14 protein-coding genes are annotated in these 20,118 nt (G+C 62.9%); 4 read left to right on the top strand and 10 right to left on the bottom strand.

Going from position 1 to position 20,118, the window contains the following annotated elements:
* Nucleotides 1-33: 33 nt before the first annotated feature.
* The 7 genes from ACZ5G6_RS07180 to mfd all read right to left on the bottom strand — a co-directional run bounded on the left by ACZ5G6_RS07180 (nucleotide 34) and on the right by mfd (nucleotide 11,789).
* A complete protein-coding gene (locus ACZ5G6_RS07180) occupies nucleotides 34-837 on the bottom strand; it encodes a PIG-L deacetylase family protein (protein WP_223936382.1) in 804 nt (267 codons plus the stop codon).
* A complete protein-coding gene (locus ACZ5G6_RS07175) occupies nucleotides 827-1,969 on the bottom strand; it encodes a glycosyltransferase family 4 protein (protein WP_498690421.1) in 1,143 nt (380 codons plus the stop codon). Before ACZ5G6_RS07175 ends, ACZ5G6_RS07180 begins: the two co-directional genes overlap by 11 nt.
* A gap of 5 nt (nucleotides 1,970-1,974) precedes the next feature.
* Complete coding sequence (locus tag ACZ5G6_RS07170; RefSeq protein WP_498690419.1) at nucleotides 1,975-5,034, bottom strand: oligosaccharide flippase family protein; 3,060 nt, start codon at nucleotides 5,032-5,034, stop codon at nucleotides 1,975-1,977.
* A complete protein-coding gene (locus ACZ5G6_RS07165; RefSeq protein ID WP_223936380.1) occupies nucleotides 5,024-6,454 on the bottom strand; it encodes a glycosyltransferase family 4 protein in 1,431 nt (476 codons plus the stop codon). The genes ACZ5G6_RS07170 and ACZ5G6_RS07165 overlap by 11 nt, the downstream gene beginning before the upstream one ends.
* Nucleotides 6,451-7,242, bottom strand: a complete 792-nt coding sequence (locus ACZ5G6_RS07160) for a glycosyltransferase (protein WP_223936379.1) — start codon at nucleotides 7,240-7,242, stop codon at nucleotides 6,451-6,453. The genes ACZ5G6_RS07165 and ACZ5G6_RS07160 overlap by 4 nt, the downstream gene beginning before the upstream one ends.
* 100 nt (nucleotides 7,243-7,342) lie before the next feature.
* Nucleotides 7,343-8,152 (bottom strand): metal-dependent hydrolase, encoded by an 810-nt coding sequence (locus ACZ5G6_RS07155; protein WP_223936378.1) that lies wholly within the window; start codon nucleotides 8,150-8,152, stop codon nucleotides 7,343-7,345.
* A 4-nt stretch (nucleotides 8,153-8,156) separates the two neighbouring features.
* Entirely contained in the window at nucleotides 8,157-11,789 is a 3,633-nt protein-coding gene (mfd, locus tag ACZ5G6_RS07150) for a transcription-repair coupling factor (RefSeq protein ID WP_223936377.1), read from the bottom strand.
* Here mfd and ACZ5G6_RS07145 point away from each other — a divergent pair.
* The 4 genes from ACZ5G6_RS07145 (at nucleotide 11,788) to nhaA (ending at nucleotide 15,650) form a co-directional block, all read left to right on the top strand.
* Complete coding sequence (locus tag ACZ5G6_RS07145; RefSeq protein WP_498690415.1) at nucleotides 11,788-13,419, top strand: SDR family oxidoreductase; 1,632 nt, start codon at nucleotides 11,788-11,790, stop codon at nucleotides 13,417-13,419. The genes mfd and ACZ5G6_RS07145 overlap by 2 nt on opposite strands.
* Nucleotides 13,420-13,469: 50 nt before the next feature.
* Nucleotides 13,470-13,967, top strand: coding sequence for a DUF2505 domain-containing protein (locus ACZ5G6_RS07140; protein ID WP_223936375.1), 498 nt, complete (start codon nucleotides 13,470-13,472; stop codon nucleotides 13,965-13,967).
* 1 nt (nucleotide 13,968) lies between these two features.
* Nucleotides 13,969-14,190, top strand: a complete 222-nt coding sequence (locus ACZ5G6_RS07135) for an SCO4848 family membrane protein (RefSeq protein ID WP_223936374.1) — start codon at nucleotides 13,969-13,971, stop codon at nucleotides 14,188-14,190.
* 176 nt (nucleotides 14,191-14,366) lie between these two features.
* Entirely contained in the window at nucleotides 14,367-15,650 is a 1,284-nt protein-coding gene (gene nhaA / locus ACZ5G6_RS07130) for a Na+/H+ antiporter NhaA (protein ID WP_498691790.1), read from the top strand.
* Between the two features lie 21 nt (nucleotides 15,651-15,671).
* On the opposite strand, the gene sufU is transcribed toward nhaA, so the two are convergent.
* From sufU to ACZ5G6_RS07115, 3 genes are all read right to left on the bottom strand, one after another.
* Nucleotides 15,672-16,124, bottom strand: a complete 453-nt coding sequence (sufU, locus tag ACZ5G6_RS07125) for a Fe-S cluster assembly sulfur transfer protein SufU (RefSeq protein ID WP_223936373.1) — start codon at nucleotides 16,122-16,124, stop codon at nucleotides 15,672-15,674.
* 60 nt (nucleotides 16,125-16,184) lie between these two features.
* On the bottom strand, nucleotides 16,185-17,510 hold the full coding sequence (locus ACZ5G6_RS07120) for a cysteine desulfurase (RefSeq protein WP_498690413.1): 1,326 nt from the start codon (nucleotides 17,508-17,510) through the stop codon (nucleotides 16,185-16,187).
* A gap of 79 nt (nucleotides 17,511-17,589) precedes the next feature.
* Nucleotides 17,590-20,028, bottom strand: coding sequence for an ATP-binding protein (locus ACZ5G6_RS07115; protein ID WP_498690411.1), 2,439 nt, complete (start codon nucleotides 20,026-20,028; stop codon nucleotides 17,590-17,592).
* Nucleotides 20,029-20,118 lie beyond the last annotated feature (90 nt).

Here is a 20,118-nt window from a genome sequence, read left to right as displayed (position 1 = left end):
GCATGCGCCCGGGCCATCGCTGTTGTGAAGGGCTTAACTGTTCAGCCAAGGATGAGGGACAAAGTAGGTTTCCGCCTTGATGGGAATGTCACCGCTGGGGAACAACCCGTCCGCCTGCGTGGAATACTGCCTGATCCGGGTGTGCTTGGATGACAAGCCTTCCTCCCAAATCCAAGGCTGGTACCCCAGCCGCGCCAACTCTGCCGCGTCCGGCTGCGACACCAAATCGTAGGGAAAGTCCGAGTATAGGACCAGGTTTTCGGAGTGGCCCTCCCCAGCCTTGCGAGTGATGAGGTGGTCAACGTGGCTTCCCACCCCTACAGGACAAAAGAGCAACTCCGGCTTGGTCGCAGCCATGAGCTCGGCGACGTCGTCCTGGAGTTGCCGGATGAGCGTTTTGTCTCCCCGCGCAATCCGTCCCAGCGCAATGTCGAACCTATACGTCGAGTAGCGGTGGGTAAGCTCCGGTAGAAGCTTGTTGCCAGCGCCTCTGGCCAGCCGAGGCAACACTCGACGGCGGAACAAGGCATCCACTGCACCGAGATGAACCGGCCGTACCCCCATGGCTTCCAGGACAGCCATGTCCTCTGCCTTACGGGCCTCGAACAGCTGCACGCCATCCTCCAGCATGCACTGGCGCAGGAAAGAGCGGGCGGCCCTGGTGTGAGGCGCAGGGGAAGCTTCCGTGAACACAGTCGCCACTATGATCTCCCGTTCCTGCGCCTGCGCCTCAATAAGCGCGCCACAGGACAAAACGGCGTCATCGAGGTGCGCAGACAGGAACAGCCAGGGGCGTCCCCCTGCCAAGGATCGTTCGATTCTTGACTCAATTGCCATGCGGAGACCTTCCTGGTGGATGGGGTCCGCTTGGAGCGGCTTCAGCAACAGCATCGCGGAAGGACTCAGCCTGCATTTCAGCGAGCCGGTCCCAGTTGAAACCGGAAGCAAACGCCCTGCCTTGGGACCCCATCTCCATCAGCCCGACCTCCGGATATCTTCGAGCGATTTCCGCAGCAAAGGCGTCGACGTCGAACGGCGGAACCAACCAGCCTGCAGAGTCGGGGACAATCTCCCTCAAGCAAGGGATATCGAAGGCAATGACCGGAGTTCCAACAGCCAGTGCCTCGATGGCCACGAGTCCAAAGGTCTCCTGCCTGGATGGAAGCACCACGAGCCGCGCCTCACTCATAGCCTGGAATTTCTGCTCCCCTGAGAGCCACCCCAGGAGTCGTACGCGGTTAGACAGGCCCCTCTCTTCAATGACCGAGCGAAGCTTTGCTTCGTCAGGGCCAGAACCTGCAATCAGGAGCTGCCCATCGACGCGTCCGGCACATTCTTCCCAGGCTGCCAACAGCAGATCGAGACCTTTGCCGCCGAATTCCAGGCGCCCTATGCACAGGACGTCCTGACCTGGTTTGGGTTCGGGTTTCCACGCTGCGGGATCCACGCCGTTACCGATCACGTCCACACGAACGTCCGGGTTCATAGCCTTCAGGCGGTCTGCGATTCCCTGCGAGACTGCAATCATCCTCCGGTAGCGCCGGACAGCCCACCGTTCCACCCAATGCAACGGCAGCCCGTATTGGCGTGCCTTCTCGCGCGCATGCAACCACTGGACCAGGCCAACCGTGGGGCGCGTGGTCCAGAGCGGTGCAGCCATGCTGGAGAAGGGCGCGAAAAAGTCCTCCACCACCAAATCAGCGGCAGCTCGGCGCCGGTGCACTTCAAGAGGCAGCAGAAACACATAGCCCAAAAGCCGGGTCAGCCTGTTCCCGCCGCGGCCTATTCCTATTGGCACGTAGTGAACGCCGTCCTGCGTGCGTTCAGACCACCCGGGGTACCTGGTGGTCAGTACCGTCATCCGGAAGCCTTTGGCAGCCAGTCGACGGTCGATCTCGTGTGTCCTCACGGCTCCCCCACCGGCGCCGGGCATGCCGGGGTCTTCGAACCCAAGATGTAAAACCCTCATGATCTCTACCGTTCTGTCCCATGGTCTTTGGACGGGAACCCGATGTTTGCCGATGCCGCAGCATCCAGGTCAGCTTCATGCACGAACCAGAGCGTCGTATCACCATTGGTAGGCCCCTCGGAAGTGAAAACAGGAGTGGCGTGATCCTTCAGCCAGGCGAGCATAGTGGGGTTCGCATAGCCGTATCCCTGGCTGGTGGGCAGCGACTGGGTAAGGATGTAACCAGCTCCGTGCTCTTTCATCAAGGGAGCCGAAGGCCAGATACCGAACCTGGCATCGTCCATGAATATCAGCTCCGCAGTGCTGTTGGTGACGCTCACCCGAGCATCTGCCGGCAAGTTTGCTTTGACCCACTGCCTTGCGCCGGCAAAGCCATTGTCCACGGTGAGTGCAGTGCGCATCCCGAGAATTACCGTCAAGGCAACGAAGCACATGCTGAACACGGCAAGGACGCTGCGGCCCTTGGGATATCTCTCTTGGAGCTCCACCACCGCCAGCACGGAACACAGTGCGCCAGCCACCATGACGCCGTACCCGTATTGCTCTTCGAACGTGCCGAACACAGCGCTGTAAGCGCCCGCGGCACCCAAAGCCAGCCCTGCCAGTCCAATAAACCGCCGGCCAGCATGAAGGCTGAAGCACAGCAGGAGTCCCGCCACGGGACACAGCGCCAGGAGGACATAACTAGTGCCGAAGTGACCGCTCTGCTCGATCAAACGGGACAGGATGCTCGGCGAGCCTTCTGCCGTGAAGCCCGTGCTCTTCTCAACCCCGGACATCCGCACCAGCCCGTTGCTTTTGGCCCACACCCAGCCCGGCATTTGTTCCCGCACAGCCACTACGGCAAGGTAAGCAGCATAGGGAATGACGGTCGCGGCCACCACAAGCGTTGCCTTGCGCCAGGGCAGGGTTTCCTTCCACAACACAGCAACAAGGACCGGGGCGATGGTGCAGATGATGAAGAAGTCCTTGCACAGAACGCCATACCCCAACAGCAATCCGGCCACCGTCCACCGCAGGAAAGCTGCACGCTTCCTCGCGGGTTCCGGCATTCCTACCAGGACCAAAAACCCTGCGAGCACAGCCGCCATTGCCGAGGTCTCGAGGAAGGCATGGCTGTTGTTGCGCAGAATGAAGGGCTCGAACGCAAGAAGCACAGCACAGAACCACGCGGGGGCAGTACCAGCAAGCCTCCTGACAAGGAGAAACCCCAGCCCCACGGTCAGTGCCCCCAACGTGGCATTCAGCCATCGCAACTGCAGCAGGACGTCCACAATTTCGCCTGAGACGTCAAACAGCTTGATCACGGCGGCTTCGAGGATGAAGTAGCCGGGCGGGTGGAGGAAGAATGGCCCGTCCGGGAGCGTGGGAAATTGACCGGCACTGACGGACTCACCCAAGCGCACGTAGAGCAACTCATCTACCCAGAGCTCAAAGCCCCGTTCCAAACCGAGGGCGCGAACGCAGAAGGCTCCCGCAACCACAGCCAGGAACATCATCAAGGTGCCCGGGAGTCCCTGCATACGCCACGCGCCGATGACGTCCATGAGGCTGGTTTTTTGCTTGGACCGTCGGCCGGTGCTCCTCGCGCTTTCACCAGCCAGCCGCCGTCGGGGAATCCCGGCAACGCTCCTGCCCGGCAATAAGCCGCGCTGATGAGCCAGCACGGCAAGGCCCGCACCGGATGCTAAAAGCAACCACACCAACGGCTGCATCTGGCTGGCCACACCCAGCACCGCAATCAGTCCGGCCGGGTAGGCCAACCACCGCCAGGCCACAGTTCCCGGTCGGGCCGTGGCGGCAAGGACTGGATGAGCGATGTAGGCCAGTACCAAGGATGCCAGCACGGAGCCTGCAGCTGAACCCACAGCCATGCCGGCAACAGCGTTCACATGCCAGCCGGCCCATAGACCGCCCACCACCAGAAGGCAAGCGATGGCAAGGCCCATCTGGCATCGCCGGTAGGCCCTCACCGCGAGAAGGACTGTTGACAGTACCATCAGCACGGCGTAGCCAAGGCCTGCCACCGCCAGCCACGGCAACAGCTCCAGGGAGCCGTGATACTTTTCCGGCACAATCAGCCCGGCCAGCATGTGAGGTGCGGTAGCGATGATGACGAAGGCCACCAACGCCAACTGCCCAAAGGACGTGAAGGCGGCTCCAAGGATCCGGCGTACGTCCGCGCCTGACGTGCGCAGCAAGGGAAAAACCACCAAGGCAGTACCGGCCGCCACGTACACCGGCCCCTTGGCAATCGATGCCAATGCCTGGAACCCTGCTGCCGCGGACGATCCTTCGTCCAGGAACCCAACCACCACAACATCGATGCCAACCAGTATGGAAACCACGCACAGCACCGACGCGATCTCGATTGTCTCCGCCCACCGCCATTTATCCAGCAGGACCCGCGGACGCCAGTGCAGGTCCCGATAGAAGGAAAGCGGGACGGCGAGGGGAGCTACCGAGCCCACAGCAAACCCAAGGACTGCTCCTCCCGCACCCCACGCCAGGACAATCACCAACGCGCTGAACCCGAGCCTGAGGACAACTTCGCCGATGTTTGTCAGGGCAACCCACGTGAAACGCAGCTCGCCCTGCAACCATCCCGAGGGTGCCGTCACGATGAAGATGGCAAAGGAACCCAACGCTACGGCTCCTGCCAGCGCCGGTGTGGCAAAGGCCAATGTCACCATTCCCGTCGCTGCGGCTGCGACTGCCCCGGCTATACATGACACAAAAACCGAGAAGGCCATGCCATCCTTGCGTTCCTCGGAACCTTCAGGACTAACAGCGACTACGTGGGACAAAGGAAGCGGAACCAGTGCTGAAGCGACAATCCCTACGATTCCCATCAGCATCGCGGCCGACGCGAAGTGCGTGTAGTCCGTAGTGGGCAGCATGTTGGCCATGAGCAAACTGCAGGCGTAACTGACCACGCCCACCACCCCGGCCGACATGGCCAGGAAAACGCTGTTTTCCCCTACTTTGCCTCCCCGTCCGGATGTCCGTTCCGGGGAACGCTCCCGCCCCCGGGCAGTCGGCGCCGGATGCGCCCTAGAAGCCATCAACGGCGTGGGCGGGCATAGAGACCCTTCCGGGTCCGGCGAGCAGGTCGCTCCGCCCCGCTGGCTGCAAGTCTGCTGCGTCCACCCCAATCTGCTTCAAGACAGCGAAGGCTTCGAACTCGTCCCGGCCTTTCATCAGTACTGAGACCTGTCCGTCGTCCGCCCACACTTCATCCGTTGGACGCAGGATGACCCGAAGGTCGGCCCCGGGCGGTAATTCGAAACGCACCAGTGTGGACATATCGGAGCGCGGACTGCCGCTACCAAGGGTCTCCAGACGCTGTGACTCTTCAAGGACCACACCAGCCAGAAGGTCCGAACTCCGGTCCCAGGTGAAGCATCGTGCCCACTCCTGGCATCGTGCAGAGAACTCCTGCGATGCCTGATGTGAGGCCAATTTCTCCAGGGCGGCTACTATGGCGCGCCCAAATTCCTTAGGGGTATCCACAAGCCATCCTGTACTGCCGTCCACTACGGAGTCCCGGATGCCTGGAACACGCAGTGCAAGGCATGGAACGCCCCAGGCGGCCGCCTCGATCACTGAACATCCCCAGCCCTCTGACGCCGACGTGGAAGTGGTCATCCATGCCCGGTTCAAGAGGCTGTTGCGGACCTCGTTGGGCTGGTAACCGTGGAAAGTCACGATATGGCTGAGCCCCATGTCCATGGCGAGTTGCTGTAGCCGGGCTCTTTCGGGCCCGTCGCCAACGATTTCCACCCGCAGATCGGGAATACGGCTGGCGACAACAGCAATCTGGCCCAGCAACAAATCAAGTCGTTTGTGCGGCACCAAACGGCTGACCACGGTAATGGTGGGCTCGGGAGCCCTGGGGCCGACCTGTTCCGGAACGTCGATAGTACCGTTGGGTACGACGTGAATTGGTCCGGAGAACCCAAGCTTGCGGAGTTCCAACCGCGTGGACGGTGAGACGGCAACAATGGCCCGCTGGCCATAGACGGCTTTTGCGCCTCTGCTTTCAAGGAAACGGCCAAGGGCAGCCAACGGCGGAGAGAACCGGCTGCGGAATTGCTCTTGGTGAACGTGATGGATCAATTGAATGATGGGTGTCCCGCCTGGCACGAAGAGTGGCGAGAAGAAGGGGATTCCGTTCTGGCAATCCACCACGGCATCAAAATGACGGCCTCTGCGCACGAGCTTGAGCGCTGCATGGGCGTAGATGGCCAGGGGACCACCAGCGCGCAGTATCCGGATATCGTCGATGACGTCCTCCGCGGGCTGGTTCATTTCACGCCCGGTAAACCACGTGACTTTGGCCCCGGCCGCTACCCACCTGCGGGAGATCTCGTGCATATACTGCTCGGCGCCCCCGGCTTGGGAATGCCCGACGTCGCGCCAGTTCAGGATAAGTACGTGCTTCCCAGCAAGGTGTGCTGAGGACAATGGGAAAGCACTGGTCATAGGATCGATTTCTCTAGTTGAAGTACGGACGCAAAACTGGCGATTCCGTCTTGGAAGGGCCGGAACGTTGACGCTTCTCCGTCTGTCCAGGCGACAGGCAATTCGATGATTCTGGCCCCTTGGTGTTGCAACCTCAGAAGAAGCTCCACATCGAAGGCAAACCCCGTAGCGCGGCATTGGACCATAGCGGCGGTGAGCGAGTCCCGTTCGAAAAATTTGAAGCCGCACTGGGTATCGAAGATGCCCTTCACCTTGGACTTGGTCAGTGTGCGGAAAGCTTTACCGCCTATGCGCCTTCCCAGTTGTTGCGGCCGGACAAGGGTGGAACCTGGCGCGTGGCGCGAGGCAATAACTGCTGCAGCACCCTCTTCGAGGTGGGACATGGCAGCAGTCAGCGTTTCCAAGGGGGTGGCCAGATCGGCATCGAAGAACCCGGTGAAACGTGACGTACCGCTCAGGAGGCCCCGGCGAACAGCTGCCCCTTTGCCACGACGGGAACATCCGATCACGGAAATCGGGACGCTGCTTCCTGCCTCGCCCGAAATACGACGTACTACAGCACCGGTTTCGTCAACGCTGCCGTTATCTACCACCACAATCCGGGAAGACCAGGGCTGGCTTGCCAGGAAATCGATGGCCTGCAACAGGGTATTGGGAATCCTTCCGGCCTCGTTATAGGCCGGAATAATGACTTCAAGATCAACCAGGGAACGCCGCAGTGAATCCGCGTGTCGCCGGGCCTGAAAGCCTCCCCTGCCGCCGTTGTTCATACTGCGTGAGTGGAGCACGGCTATCTAAACCTCCGTATACGTGAAAACGTCAAAGTTCGTTTTCTCGTAAAGGAAGTGGGTACAAGTCCTCAGTCATGACGCGAACTTGGCGTCCGGATCACCGGGCTTGGATCACGCCGCCCAACGCCGCCAGGACTCCTGGCCAGTGCTCCTGGGCCAGGGCCCATGCCGCAGCCCCCATGCCCACCATGGCGTAACCGCTGACGGGTATCAGGACCAGCCACTCCCGCCGCGAGCCGGCCCTGCCCAACAGGGGAATCGAGAAAGCGCCGTTGGCCCTCCAGATGCCGCTGATCAGCGATTTGCGCAAGAATTTAGGTGGTTTGATCACGATGGGCCACAACAGCGGAACCCCGCCCACGGTAATCATGTCTCCCACGATGTGAACGGCGACGCCCGCCAGCATTGACAGCGGGAGCCACCCCCACTGATCGGGTGCGAACCAGGTCACGAGTCCAGCCATCACCACGGCGAAGAGCCAGTTGGTGATCCAGCCGGATTTGGGAAACAGATTCAAAGCCTTGGCCGCCAGGTTGATCATGAACATGCACAGCAAACCAGCGCCCACCGAGAGCTTTCCTACCGGCGTAACCATCTGGAATTGAGCTGCCATGGCAGCCAGCACCACAAAGGCAGAGGCTCCCAGAAGTGAGTGTGTCCCTTGCCGGTGCCCTCCGCTGGCTTTCTCAATGCCCACCGCAATGACGTTGGAAAGCGGTGGAAGCGAATTCGCTATGGTGCTGTGCCGGTGGTCCCAGTCGCACACCAAGGCGGTACCCGCCGTCGCCATGGCTCCGATCAGGATGCCGGTGGAATCCAGCGGATACCAGCCCAACGCGTAGGGGCCGGTCGAGGCAATAGCGATCCACGCCGCGGCTCCCGACGCGGCGTGGTGTCCTCCCATCATTCGGTTAGCCTGCCTTTACCGCAACATCCGCGAAAATCGCGGAGATCACGCCGTTGGCCCATTCGAGGATCTCGGCGTCCTGGAGATCACGGCCGCCGATCCTGGCTGTTTTGGGCTTGGGGATCAGGACAGCATCCAGGGCAGGCTTGACCTGGGAACCCGGGTACATGCGGTTCAGGCGCATGGTCTTGGACTCGGGCAATTGCGCTGGCGAGAAGCGGATGAAGTTGCCTTGGAGCGCGACGTCGGACAGGCCGGCTTCGCGGGCCCCCACCCGGAAGCGGGCCACGGCGATGAGGTTCTGCGCCGGCAAGGGCGGCTCACCGTAACGGTCCACGAGTTCAGCGAGGACCTCGTCAATGGCTTCATTGGTCACCGCGGCGGCCAGCTTCCGGTAGGCCTCCAGGCGCAGCCTCTCACCGGGCACGTAATCATGCGGCAGATGGGCGTTGACGGGCAGTTCGATCTTCATCTCGGCGGCCTTCTCCTCGGCCTCCCCGCGGTACTCGGCAACAGCTTCACCAACGAGCCGGATGTAAAGGTCGAAGCCCACGCCCTGGATGTGGCCGGACTGCTCCCCACCCAGCAGGTTGCCCGCACCGCGGATTTCGAGATCCTTCATGGCCAGCTGCATGCCGGCGCCGAGTTCGTTGTGCGCCGCCACAGCCTTGAGCCGTTCCAGCGCCACCTCGCCCAACGGCTTCTCGGACGGGTACAGGAAGTAGGCGTAGGCGCGTTCACGGCCACGACCAACACGGCCACGGAGCTGGTGGAGCTGCGAAAGTCCATACTTGTCGGCACCATCCACAATCAGTGTGTTGGCGTTGGAGATGTCCAGCCCGGTCTCGATGATGGTGGTGCAGACCAGCACGTCGAACCGTTTCTCCCAGAAGTCCACAATGATCTTCTCAAGGCGGCTCTCGGACATCTGGCCGTGCGCCACTTCCACCCTTGCCTCGGGCACCAGCTCGCGGATCTGCGCGGCGATACGTTCGATCGAGGACACGCGGTTGTGCACGAAGAAAACCTGCCCTTCGCGCATGAGCTCACGGCGGATGGCTGCCGACGTCTGCTTGTTCGTGTACGGACCCACGTAGGTCAATACCGGATGGCGTTCCTCCGGCGGGGTTGCCAAGGTGGATGTCTCCCGGATGCCCGTCAAGGACATTTCCAAAGTACGGGGAATCGGTGTGGCACTCATGGCCAGGACGTCCACGTTGGTTCGCATCTTTTTCAGCGCTTCCTTGTGTTCCACACCAAAGCGCTGCTCTTCATCCACGATCACCAATCCCAGGTCCTTGAACTCAAAGTCCTTGGACAGCAACCGGTGCGTACCAATCACAACATCCACCGCGCCGCTCTTGACGCCTTCGGCTGTTTCCTTGGCTTCCTTGCCGCTTTGGAACCGCGAAAGGGGTTTTACCCGCAGCGGGAATCCGGAGAAGCGCTCGGTGAAAGTCTCGTAGTGCTGCTGGGCCAACAGTGTGGTGGGCACCAGGACCGCCACCTGCTTGCCGTCCTGGACGGCTTTGAAAGCAGCGCGAACCGCAATCTCGGTCTTGCCATAGCCGACGTCGCCGGAAACCAGGCGGTCCATGGGGATTTCCCGCTCCATGTCCGCTTTGACCTCGTTGATGGTGGTCAGCTGGTCCGGGGTTTCCACATAGGGGAAGGCTTCCTCGAGTTCGCGCTGCCACGGAGTGTCCGGAGCGAAGGCGTGTCCGCGGGATGCCATCCGGGCGGAGTAGAGCCGGATCAGCTCTCCAGCGATCTCCTTGACGGCCTTGCGTGCCTTGGACTTGGTACTCGCCCAGTCAGCGCCGCCCATCTTGCTAAGCGCTGGTGTGTCCCCGCCGACGTAGCGGGTGACCTGGTCCAGTTGGTCCGTAGGAACAAACAGGCGGTCCCCGGGAGCACCGCGCTTGGAAGCTGCATACTCCAGCACCAGGTACTCACGCAGCCCGGCATCGGACGACGACGTACCTGTCACCTTGCGCTGGATGAGCTCCACGAACCGGCCGATTCCATGCTGCTCATGCACCACAAAGTCACCTGCGTGCAATTGCAGGGGGTCCACGGCATTCCGCCGTTTGGATGGCATTCGCCGCATATCCTTGGTGGAACTTGCGGTGGCGCGGCCCAGCAGGTCCGCTTCGGTCAAAAGGCCCAGTTTGAGGCCGTCCAGGACAAAACCACGTCCGACGGCGGCAGTGGTCACCTCGATGATGCCCGGCTGCGGATCCTTATCCAGCGAGTCCACGCGTGCACAGGGGATGTCGGCATCGTGGAACAGTTCAACCAGGCGCTGGGCTGGTCCCGGACCGTCCGTAACAACTACCAAACGCCACTGCTCGCGGACGCGTGAGCCAATGAACTCCAGCATTTCGGCGACCTCGCCCTGGTAACCGCGCGGTTCGCGGGCATGCAGGTTCAGGACGTCGATGTCCAGCACCAGGTCCTCGTCCGTTGCGAGCGAGGTGATGGACCACCAGGACACGCCGTGTTCCAGGGCGGCAGATCGGGTGTCGGTCAGCGAACGGAAACTCGCGGCGTGCAAGTCAGTGGATGCCTGGGAGGACAGGTCAAGGGGCGCGGAACCGCCGTCGGACGCGGTGGACCAAGCAGCTTCCAGAAACTCTTCGTTGGTAGCAGCGAGGTCGTGCGCGCGGGTGCGCACCTTTTCCGGTTCGATGACCACGCCCAGGGAGCCGGCCGGAAGCTGGTCCACGAACGGCACCATGGCATCCACCAGCACCGGGGCCAAGGACTCCATGCCTTCAACGGCGATGCCCCCGGCGATCTTCTCCAGCATGTCTGCCGCAGCCGGCATATCGGCTTTGAGTTTGGCAGCACGCGACATGACGGAGGGCGTGATCAGGATTTCGCGGCAAGGCGGCGCGTGCAGTTCCGTGGGGTGGTGGATCCCGGGCGCGGACAGCGAGCGCTGGTCGGCCACGGCGAACCAGCGCATCTGGTCAACTTCATCGCCGAAGAACTCCACACGGATGGGGTGGTCCTCGGTGGGTGGGAAAACGTCCAGGATGCCGCCGCGGACTGCGAATTCGCCGCGGTGCGTCACCATGTCAACCCGTGCATAGGCGGCGTCGGAGAGTGCCCGGACTACATCTGTGAAGGAGCGTTCCTGTCCTACCTGCAGCGTGACGGGAACCAGGTCCCCCAAGCCGGCAACAATGGGCTGGACCACGGCGCGAACCGGGGCAACCACCACACGCAACGGTGCCGCCGTCGAGGTTTCAGGGTGGGTCAGGCGGCGCAGGACGGAGAGCCGCCGTCCCACGGTGTCCGAGCGCGGCGAGAGCCGCTCATGCGGGAGGGTTTCCCAACTGGGGAAGGTGGCCACAGACTCCGCGGGCAGGTACGAGGCGAGGGCCGCCGTCAGGTCCTCGGCCTCACGCCCGGTGGCGGTGACCGCGAGGACAACAGGGGAACTGCCGGCCTCTGAACTTTGTGTGGCCAGGGCATCGGCCATTTCTGCCAGCAACACTGCCCGCATCCCTGTAGGGGCACTGATCTGGTAGTCCGTACTCCGGGCCGAAAAGGGCCGCTGAGCCTCAGTTCGGACGCGCGCAAAAGTCTTGTCCTCCGCCAGTGCACGGCGCAGACCGTTGAGGCTCATGGCTGAAACTCCTAGGGTGGGTCCAAGGGCAGGCAACACAAATGCCCGGAAATTCGAACGAATGCCGGGTCATTCCAGCCTACCCCTCCCTCCAGCCGTAGGAGTTCCTTTGCAGTCATCCCCAGGCCAGCCTTCCAAGACCGTCCTCGTCACGGGCGCCACCGGCTACATCGGAGGCCGCTTGGTCCCCCGGCTACTTGAGGCTGGCCACCGGGTGAAGGTGGTGGTCCGCTCGCCACAGAAGATCGCGGACGTTCCGTGGCACCGCGACGTCGAGATCATTAAGGACTCCCTTTCTGACGCTGGAAGCCTGGAACAGGCGCTCAGGGACGTGGATGTGCTGTATTACCTGGTCCATTCCATGGCTTCCGGCAGTGGTTTCGAGGCCAAGGAAGAATCCATGGCGCGGCTCGTGGCAGATGCAGCCACGCGTGCCAACGTCAACAGGATCGTCTACCTCGGCGGCCTGCACCCGGAGAACACGGAGCTCTCCACGCACATGCGTTCCCGCGAGTCGGTGGGACGGGTCTTCCTCGAATCGCCGGTGGACTCCATCGTGTTCCAGGCCGGCGTGGTGATCGGTTCCGGTTCGGCGTCGTTCGAGATGATCCGTCATTTGGCCGATACCCTGCCCGTCATGCCGGCACCCAGCTGGGTTAATAACCGCATCGAAGCCATCGCTGTCCGGGACGTGCTGCACTACCTGGTGGCTGCTGCGACGCTGCCGGATCGCCTCAACCGGACATTCGACATCGGTTCACGTGACGTCCTGAAGTACAAGGACATGATGAACGAGTACGCCGCGGAGCGGGGGCTGCCCCGCCGTTTGGTGATCGCCCTTCCGGTTCCGGCACCCAAGCTCGCGGGCCTGTGGGTCGCGCTGGTCACGCCTATTCCGCTGTCCATGTCCTTGCCGCTGGTGCAGTCACTGCAGCACGACGCAGTGTCGCGGGAGCACGACGTCGACGATTACATTCCACAGCCCGACGGCGGCCTGACGCCGTACCGTCGTGCCGTCGCCTTGGCGCTGGGCAAGGAGAGGGACGGCCAGGTGGAGACCACGTGGGCAAACGCAGGCGTCGACGCCGATCCTCTCCCCAGCGATCCCGACTGGGCGGGTTACAAGGTATTCCTGGACGAGCGGACCTTCCATAGCGACGCGATGCCTGAGCATGTCTGGACGGTCATTGAGGGCATTGGGGGCAAGAACGGCTGGTATTCGCTTCCGCTGGCGTGGCGGGTCCGTGGTTGGCTGGACAAGCTCACCGGCGGCGCGGGCCTGTTGAGGGGGCGCAGGCATCCAAAGAAGCTGGCCAGCGGCGAAGTGGTGGACTGGTGGCGGGTGGAAGCCATAGACCGCGGGCATTTGCTGCGGCTGCGGGCCGAGATGCGGGCTCCCGGGCGCGCCTGGCTTGAGTTGTCAGTGGAGCCCGACGGCGGCGGGAGCCTTTACAAGCAGCGCGCCATTTTCTTTCCACGCGGCTTGGCGGGCAGGCTTTACTGGCTGGGTGTCTACCCGTTCCATGGGATTATTTTCCCGTCGATGGCGCGGAACATTTCCGCGGCGGCAATGACCCTTCAGGAGCAGGAACAGAAGAAGGGTTCTGGCGTGGCCACGGACACCCCGTAGGATGTTGGGAGCTAAAAGAGCTTCACCACCAACATATCCACGGAGGACCCATGGCCCTGAGTGCATCCACCACCCTGCCGCACAGCGTTGACCGCGTTGCGGCCGTATTTGTCGACGAAGACTTCCTGCGTCACACGAGCGAACTGGTGGGCGGCTCCCTGGAATCGTTCACGATCGACGGCGACACTGCCGGCGCTTTCAGCACCACGACGGTTCGTACGCTGCCCACCACCCGTTTGCCGGATATCGCCCGCAAGTTCGTCGGCGAGAGCCTGACCGTCACGCAGACCGAGCAGTGGGAGGCACCGGCAGCCGACGGCTCCCGCGCCAGCAAGATTGCCCTTAAGGTCTCCGGCGCTCCGCTTGATGTCACTGCAGTCCAGCGCCTCGTAGCCGAAGGCGGGAACACCCGGATCGAACTTGAGGGCAATGTTTCCTCGTCGGTTCCATTCCTTGGCGGCAAGATCGCCGATGCTGCAGAGCCGATGGTTGGCAAGGCCCTGAACATCCAGTCGCAGCAGGCGCAGGCCTGGCTCGAAAGCCACTAGCGTGCAGCTCCCTGCCATCCTGGGCTGGGTCCTGATCGTTGCCGGCGTCTGGTCCCTGGTTGTGTGGCCGCAGTTCCTCAAGCGCGTCATGAAGGACCCCCGGGCCCGCGACGCCGCTGGCAAGGCCACCAGGTTCCTCACGGTGCACGTCGTCCTGGTCTCCATTTCCATGGTGCTGGGACTCGCGACGGCGGCGATCGGAATTGCAGGCCTCGTTTCCTAGGTTTGTCTCCCAACTGAGTCGCAGCAGTGCGCGTTTTGAGAGCTCATAACGCGCACTGCTGCGACTCACTTGGGTAGAATGGGCTTTGGTGTGCCGGGAAGTCTGGTCGGCGGTGTCTTTGCGATGTCCGTCTTTCGACCACTCGACCCACAGGAGCTTCCGTGGCCAAACAACCCATGACCACCACTGTTTTCAGCCGCTCCAGCTACCCCGAGTATCGCCGCATCCTCTCGATCCTCCGCACAGAGACCGTGGGCGGCGCCCTCCTTCTGGCCGCCACGGTCATCGCACTGATCTGGGCCAACTCCCCCGCCGCCGATGCTTACTTCGCCCTGCGCGACGTCAAGATCGGCTACGAGCCCTGGCATCTGCAGTTGAGCCTTGGCCATTGGGCCTCCGACGGCCTGCTGGCTGTGTTCTTCTTCCTCGCAGGCCTTGAACTCAAGCGCGAATTCGTCGCCGGAGAACTTCGTAAACCTGCGCGCGCCGTCGTCCCCGTAGCTGCAGCCGTTGGTGGAGTTGTTATCCCCGCCCTGATCTACGTCCTTTTCAACCTCGGCTCCGCCTCGGAGACACTCAAAGGCTGGGCCATCCCCACGGCAACGGACATCGCCTTTGCCTTGGCAGTACTCGCCGTGATCAACACGCACCTTCCGGCGGCACTCCGGACTTTCCTGCTGACTCTCGCCGTGGTGGATGACCTCATCGCCATCGGCATCATTGCTTTCTTCTACTCCTCCGGAATCCAGCCCCTTATGCTCCTGGCCGCCTTGGTTCCGCTGGCGCTCTTCACCTTCCTGGTCCAGAAGCGAATCCGTAACTGGTATCTTCTGCTCCCGTTGGCCCTTGCCACCTGGGGTTTCGTCCATGCCTCGGGAATCCACGCCACCGTTGCGGGGGTCCTCCTGGGCTTCGCCGTCCCAGTGTTCGCCAGCGGCAAGAAGGGCGAACCGGCCGAGGGCCTGGCCGAGCACTTCGAACACCGCTTGCGTCCCTTCTCCGCCGGGTTCGCGGTGCCCGTCTTCGCTTTCTTCTCAGCGGGAGTGGCACTGGGCGGCGTGGAGGGTATGGGGGCCGCGCTCAGCGATCCGGTTGCCGTGGGAATTGTCGCGGCTTTGGTGCTGGGCAAGGCCGTGGGCGTCTTTGGCACCACGTTCCTGGTCACCAAAACCACCCGTGCAAGCCTGGATTCCAGCATTGCGTGGATCGATCTCTTTGGACTGGCGCTGCTGGCCGGGATCGGATTCACCGTCTCGCTGTTGATCGGCGAGCTAAGCTTCGGCACCGGATCTGCGCACAACGACCACGCCAAGGTGGCTATCCTCGCAGGTTCCCTGATCGCGGCGCTGCTGGCCGCCGTCGTGCTCCGGGCCCGGAACCGGCGGTACCGCCTGGTTCAGGCAGAAGAGCAAAGGGACGACGACGGCGACGGCGTACCTGACGTCTTTGACCGCGCCTAGCGCGGGGCTGCTCTGAGAAGGCTAAGCCGTTGCCTGGTTCAGCGCGTCCTCGGCGGCGACCCACGAAATCATGGCGCATTTGACCCGGGCGGCGTAGCGCGCCACGCCTTCGAATGCCGCGGCGTCCCCCAGAATCTCCGGATCTGCTTGCACCTTTCCACGCGAGCGGAGCACCTCACGGAAGTTGTCGATCACCGCGTGAAGTTCTTCAACCGACATTCCCTCGCCCAGGTCAGTCAGCACGGAGGCCGAGGCCATGGAGATGGAACAGCCTGCGCCATCCCAGCTGATCTGCTTGACCGTTCCATCGGCAACTGCCAGGCGAAGGGTGACCTCGTCCCCGCAGACCGGGTTGAGCTGGTGCGATTGTCCGGTTGACGTGCCCGTGGGTGCTTCCGTGTCCGCGAGCCCGCTGCCGTGGCGCTGCTTGGAGTGGTCCAGGATGATCTGCTGGTACAGCTGGTCAAGACTCATGGTGCTGGTTACCGTTCGTGGAAGTTTGTGGGAGCCGCTGCGGTGTAGCAGCAGCAGGGGTCAGGCCTGGAAATAGGCCCGAACGCCAGACACGGCGTCAAGGAATGCATCGACGTCGTCCGTGGTGTTGTAAAGGTACGTACTTGCGCGCGTAGTAGCGGTCAGCCCCAAACGGCGGTGCAGCGGCTGGGCGCAATGGTGGCCAACACGAACGGCGATGCCGCGATCGTCAAGGAACTGCCCGACGTCGTGGGCGTGGACACCGGCGACGTCGAAGGCGGCCAGTCCGATCCGTTCCGCGCCGGAGGCAGGACCCACGACGCGGATACCGTCGATGCCCTCAAGGCCCTTGACCAGGCGCTGGCCAAGCGTGGTTTCCCAGGCATGGATGCGGTCGATCCCCGTTTCGGACAGATAGTTGATGGCGGTGGCCAAAGCAACCGCCTGGGAGATGCGCTGGGTTCCGGCTTCGAAGCGTTGCGGAGCCGGCAAGTATTCGGCCCGTTCCATAGTGACCGTAGTGATCATGGAGCCGCCTGTGAGGAACGGCGGCAGGACGTCCAGGAGTTCCTGCTTGCCGTACAGGACGCCGACGCCAGTGGGGGCCAGCATCTTGTGGCCCGAGAACACCGCGAAGTCCACGTCCAGGTCCTTGACGTCAATGGGCATGTGAGGCACCGACTGGCAGGCATCAAGGACCACCAAGGCACCCACGCGCCGGGCCAGGGCCACAAGTTCGGGTACCGGATTGATGGTGCCCAGGACGTTGGAGGCATGGGTGAAAGCCAGCAGGCGGGTCCGCTCCCCCACAATGTCTGCCGCGGCATCGAGCCGGAGCGAGCCGTCGTCCGTAATGGGAATGTACTTGAGCGTGGCGCCGGTCCGGAAAGCGAGCTCCTGCCATGGGATCAGGTTGGCGTGGTGCTCCATCTCCGTGACCACGATTTCGTCGCCCGGACCAATGGCCAGCTCCTTCAACGCTGAGCTGCCACGGCCCTGCGCAGCCCACAAAGCGGCGTTGGACAGTGCATAGCTGATGAGGTTGAGACCCTCTGTGGCGTTGGAGGTCCACACGGTTTCCTCGTACTGCGCGCCAATGAAGTCCGCGACAGTCTGGCGTGCGTCCTCAAAGACCTCAGTCGCGCTCACCGCGAGTTGGTGGGCGCCACGGTGCACGGCGGCGTTGCGTTGTTCGTAGAACTCCTGCTCGGCCTCGATCACGCTCAAGGGGTTCTGCGAGGTCGCGCCGGAATCTAGATAGATCAGCGGCTTGCCGTTGACCAGTTGGTCCAGGACGGGGAAGTCGTTCCGGATCCGCAACACCTCCGCGTTGTCCATGGCGGGCACGGACTGCTGCAGTGAGGCGGGAGTTGATACGACTGTCAAGGGGCGCTCCTTGGAAATCCTTCAGGGACACTCAATTATCCCACGGTGCGACGTCCCTGGAGATGTGCCGTACAGCACGTCAGTGGCCTGCAGTACCGGGCAGCCATCCCAGCGGCGGAGCAACGTCGCTATCGAAGGCGCTGTGCAACCGCTCCATGAGGGTCGACGCGCGGCGGCTCGCCGCGCTCCGGGTCCGTTCTTCGTAGCCGCTGGCCGCACGGGCGTAACAGAGGGCAGCCTGCGCGAATTGCCGCTCTCCGGAGAGGCTCTTGCCAGCGGACTCAAGCGACTTGGGGTCGTTACCCAGCAAAGCGGATGCGAAGGTTCCCATCGCCGCCGCGCCAGCCCCCTGCATCGAGGCGGCAAGCTCGCCAAGGCGGCGCTGCACCACGAGGTCGTCGACGGCGGAAGTGCTTGCGTTGAGCGTCATGAGTGCCAATGCCTCAGCCTCCATCAAAGGACTTTGCCTGTCATGGAACACCTCAGCCACCGAAAACAAGTGGCCAGGCTTGCCCGAAACCCTGTCCTGCGCCGCCGCCACGAACAGGGCGCTTAGCTGGGGCAAAAGGCCCTCGTCCGTGAGGCCTGCGTGGGCTGCTTGACTCTGCTCCACTCTGGCCATGGCCTGCTCCAAATCACCACACTGCGCCTCTGAGTACGCCAGCAGCGCCGATGCCAGCCGCAGAACCGGCGCCAGGCCGGCGTCGTGCAGTTCAGCTACTACAGGTTCCAGCGTTCGCAACGCAGCCCGCGGGAGCCCCTGGCTGAGCTGCGCATACCCCCGCGCTACATCCAGGCACCAAGCCAGGTGCGCCGGCACTGCGTAGGCCCAGGGGCAATCCAGGAGCGAGTCCACCTGGCTCCACGACAGATTGTGCCGCAGGCAGACCACGTGGCGGAGCAGGACGCCCGGCCGGAACATCTCCAGTGCAGGATCTGAGTTGATGGCGGCCATGGCAGCGCCAGACTTCCCCAGCGCTTTGGGCGCATCTCCGGAAAGAAGGAGTTGTTCGGCTTGGTGGACATTCCACATGACCCGCGCCGCTGGATCCGACGGTTCCTCCGGCTCGTCAGCTCCGCCGTCGGGCCTTACCGGCATGGCGGTCGCCGCACCCAGAAGGCTCAGGGCCATCAAGCGGCGTGCAGCGTCGGCCTGCACCTCGGGCTGTGATCCTGGGCCAACCAGCTCCCGCAGCTCCGGTGTGGCCTCTTTGAGCTTGCCCCCGGCAATGAGCGCCCTGGCACGGAGCATCCTGGCTTGATCCCGGTGGCCGGGACCCTTGACGCCCACCGAAGCCCTGATGGCCAGCTCAGCGGTCGACGGCCTGTCGGCGGCCGGAGCGGCGGCAAGGATGAGTTCGTCCGAGAGGCTGAGCCCGCAATCGAGGGTCCACGTCATCCACCGCAGCATAGCGGGGGCCGAATCCGGGGTGAGTCCGGGCTCCTCCACGCCGAGCCGCAGCGCCGTGCTCCGCACGTGGGGAACGGATAGCCGGATGCCCTCGCCCCAGAGCCACGAACTCGTCCGGACAAGCGGCGGACGGCCCGGAAGCACCCTGATGTGGTGAGAGGCGAGAAGGTGTTCCACGGCCTTTTGGCCGAAACTGTGTTCCACAACGTCCAGTGCCAGAGGCTCGGCGAGCGCGATGACCTCCAACGCCTTAAGTTCCTCGGCAGCGTGGTGTGAGACGTCGGCCCGGACGTGGTCAACCACCCCAGGCCATTGGCAGTGCGCCCGAACATCGATGGTCCAGTAACCGTCGCGCTCTACCAGGAGGTGGGCGTTGCGTGCATCCTGGATTGCAAGGCAAAGGAGTCCCACGTTGAACCCGCACATCGCCGCCAGAAGGCTGCTGGCACGCCGTTGGACCTTTCCGCCCAGTACGTCCTCGCACAAAGCCTGAGCCTCACTGAACGTGAAGGGAGCCAGGAAGTACTGCTCTAGGAAGCCGTCTTCCCACAACTGGTACAGGTCTGGCGGAAGGGGGCGGCGACTGTCGGCCGTAGCTACCAGGGTGGCGCCGAATCCCGGCATCAGCTGGAGCAAGACCGCCAGGGACGCAGGGTCGACGTAGTGGATGTCATCCACGAGGAGGACCAGTGGGGGCCGCTTTGGTTCAGGGTGCCGCTTGCTTCGACGCCGTGCCAGTGGTGGTGTGTACAGGTATTCCGCGGGACCGAGGCTCCGTGTCAGCGCCCGGAGGACGTGAAGTCCCGGGAGCGCAGTTTGTTCGCCGGCAGGCTCCACTGCCGCGCTCAACGCACCATAGACGGTTGTTTGGAGTTCCGGTTTTCCGACGAATGTCCGGACGTCCAGAGAGTCCGGGAGCCCTGCTTTGACGGAGAGCAACAGGTGGCTCTTTCCCGATCCCCTGTCTCCGATCACGACTATGCCGTTGGTGGAAGGAGAGGGTACTGCCGAAAGGATCAGATCCAGGATCTGCTTCCGGTCCGGGAATGTTGATGGTCTCAGCCCGACTGTGACAGTCTCTTCGTCCAGCCAGGGGTCCGGCAACATGCGCACTCCAATAGCAGCAGTCCCTTGGTCCGGGAGGGTTTCGGCTTCCGCGATTTTGCGGGATCCCTGGCCTAGAAGCCGGCGACGGCT

It is taken from the genome of Arthrobacter sp. TmtSoilC51 (assembly GCF_055388015.1).
This window is presented reverse-complemented; position numbering and strand designations above follow the sequence as displayed.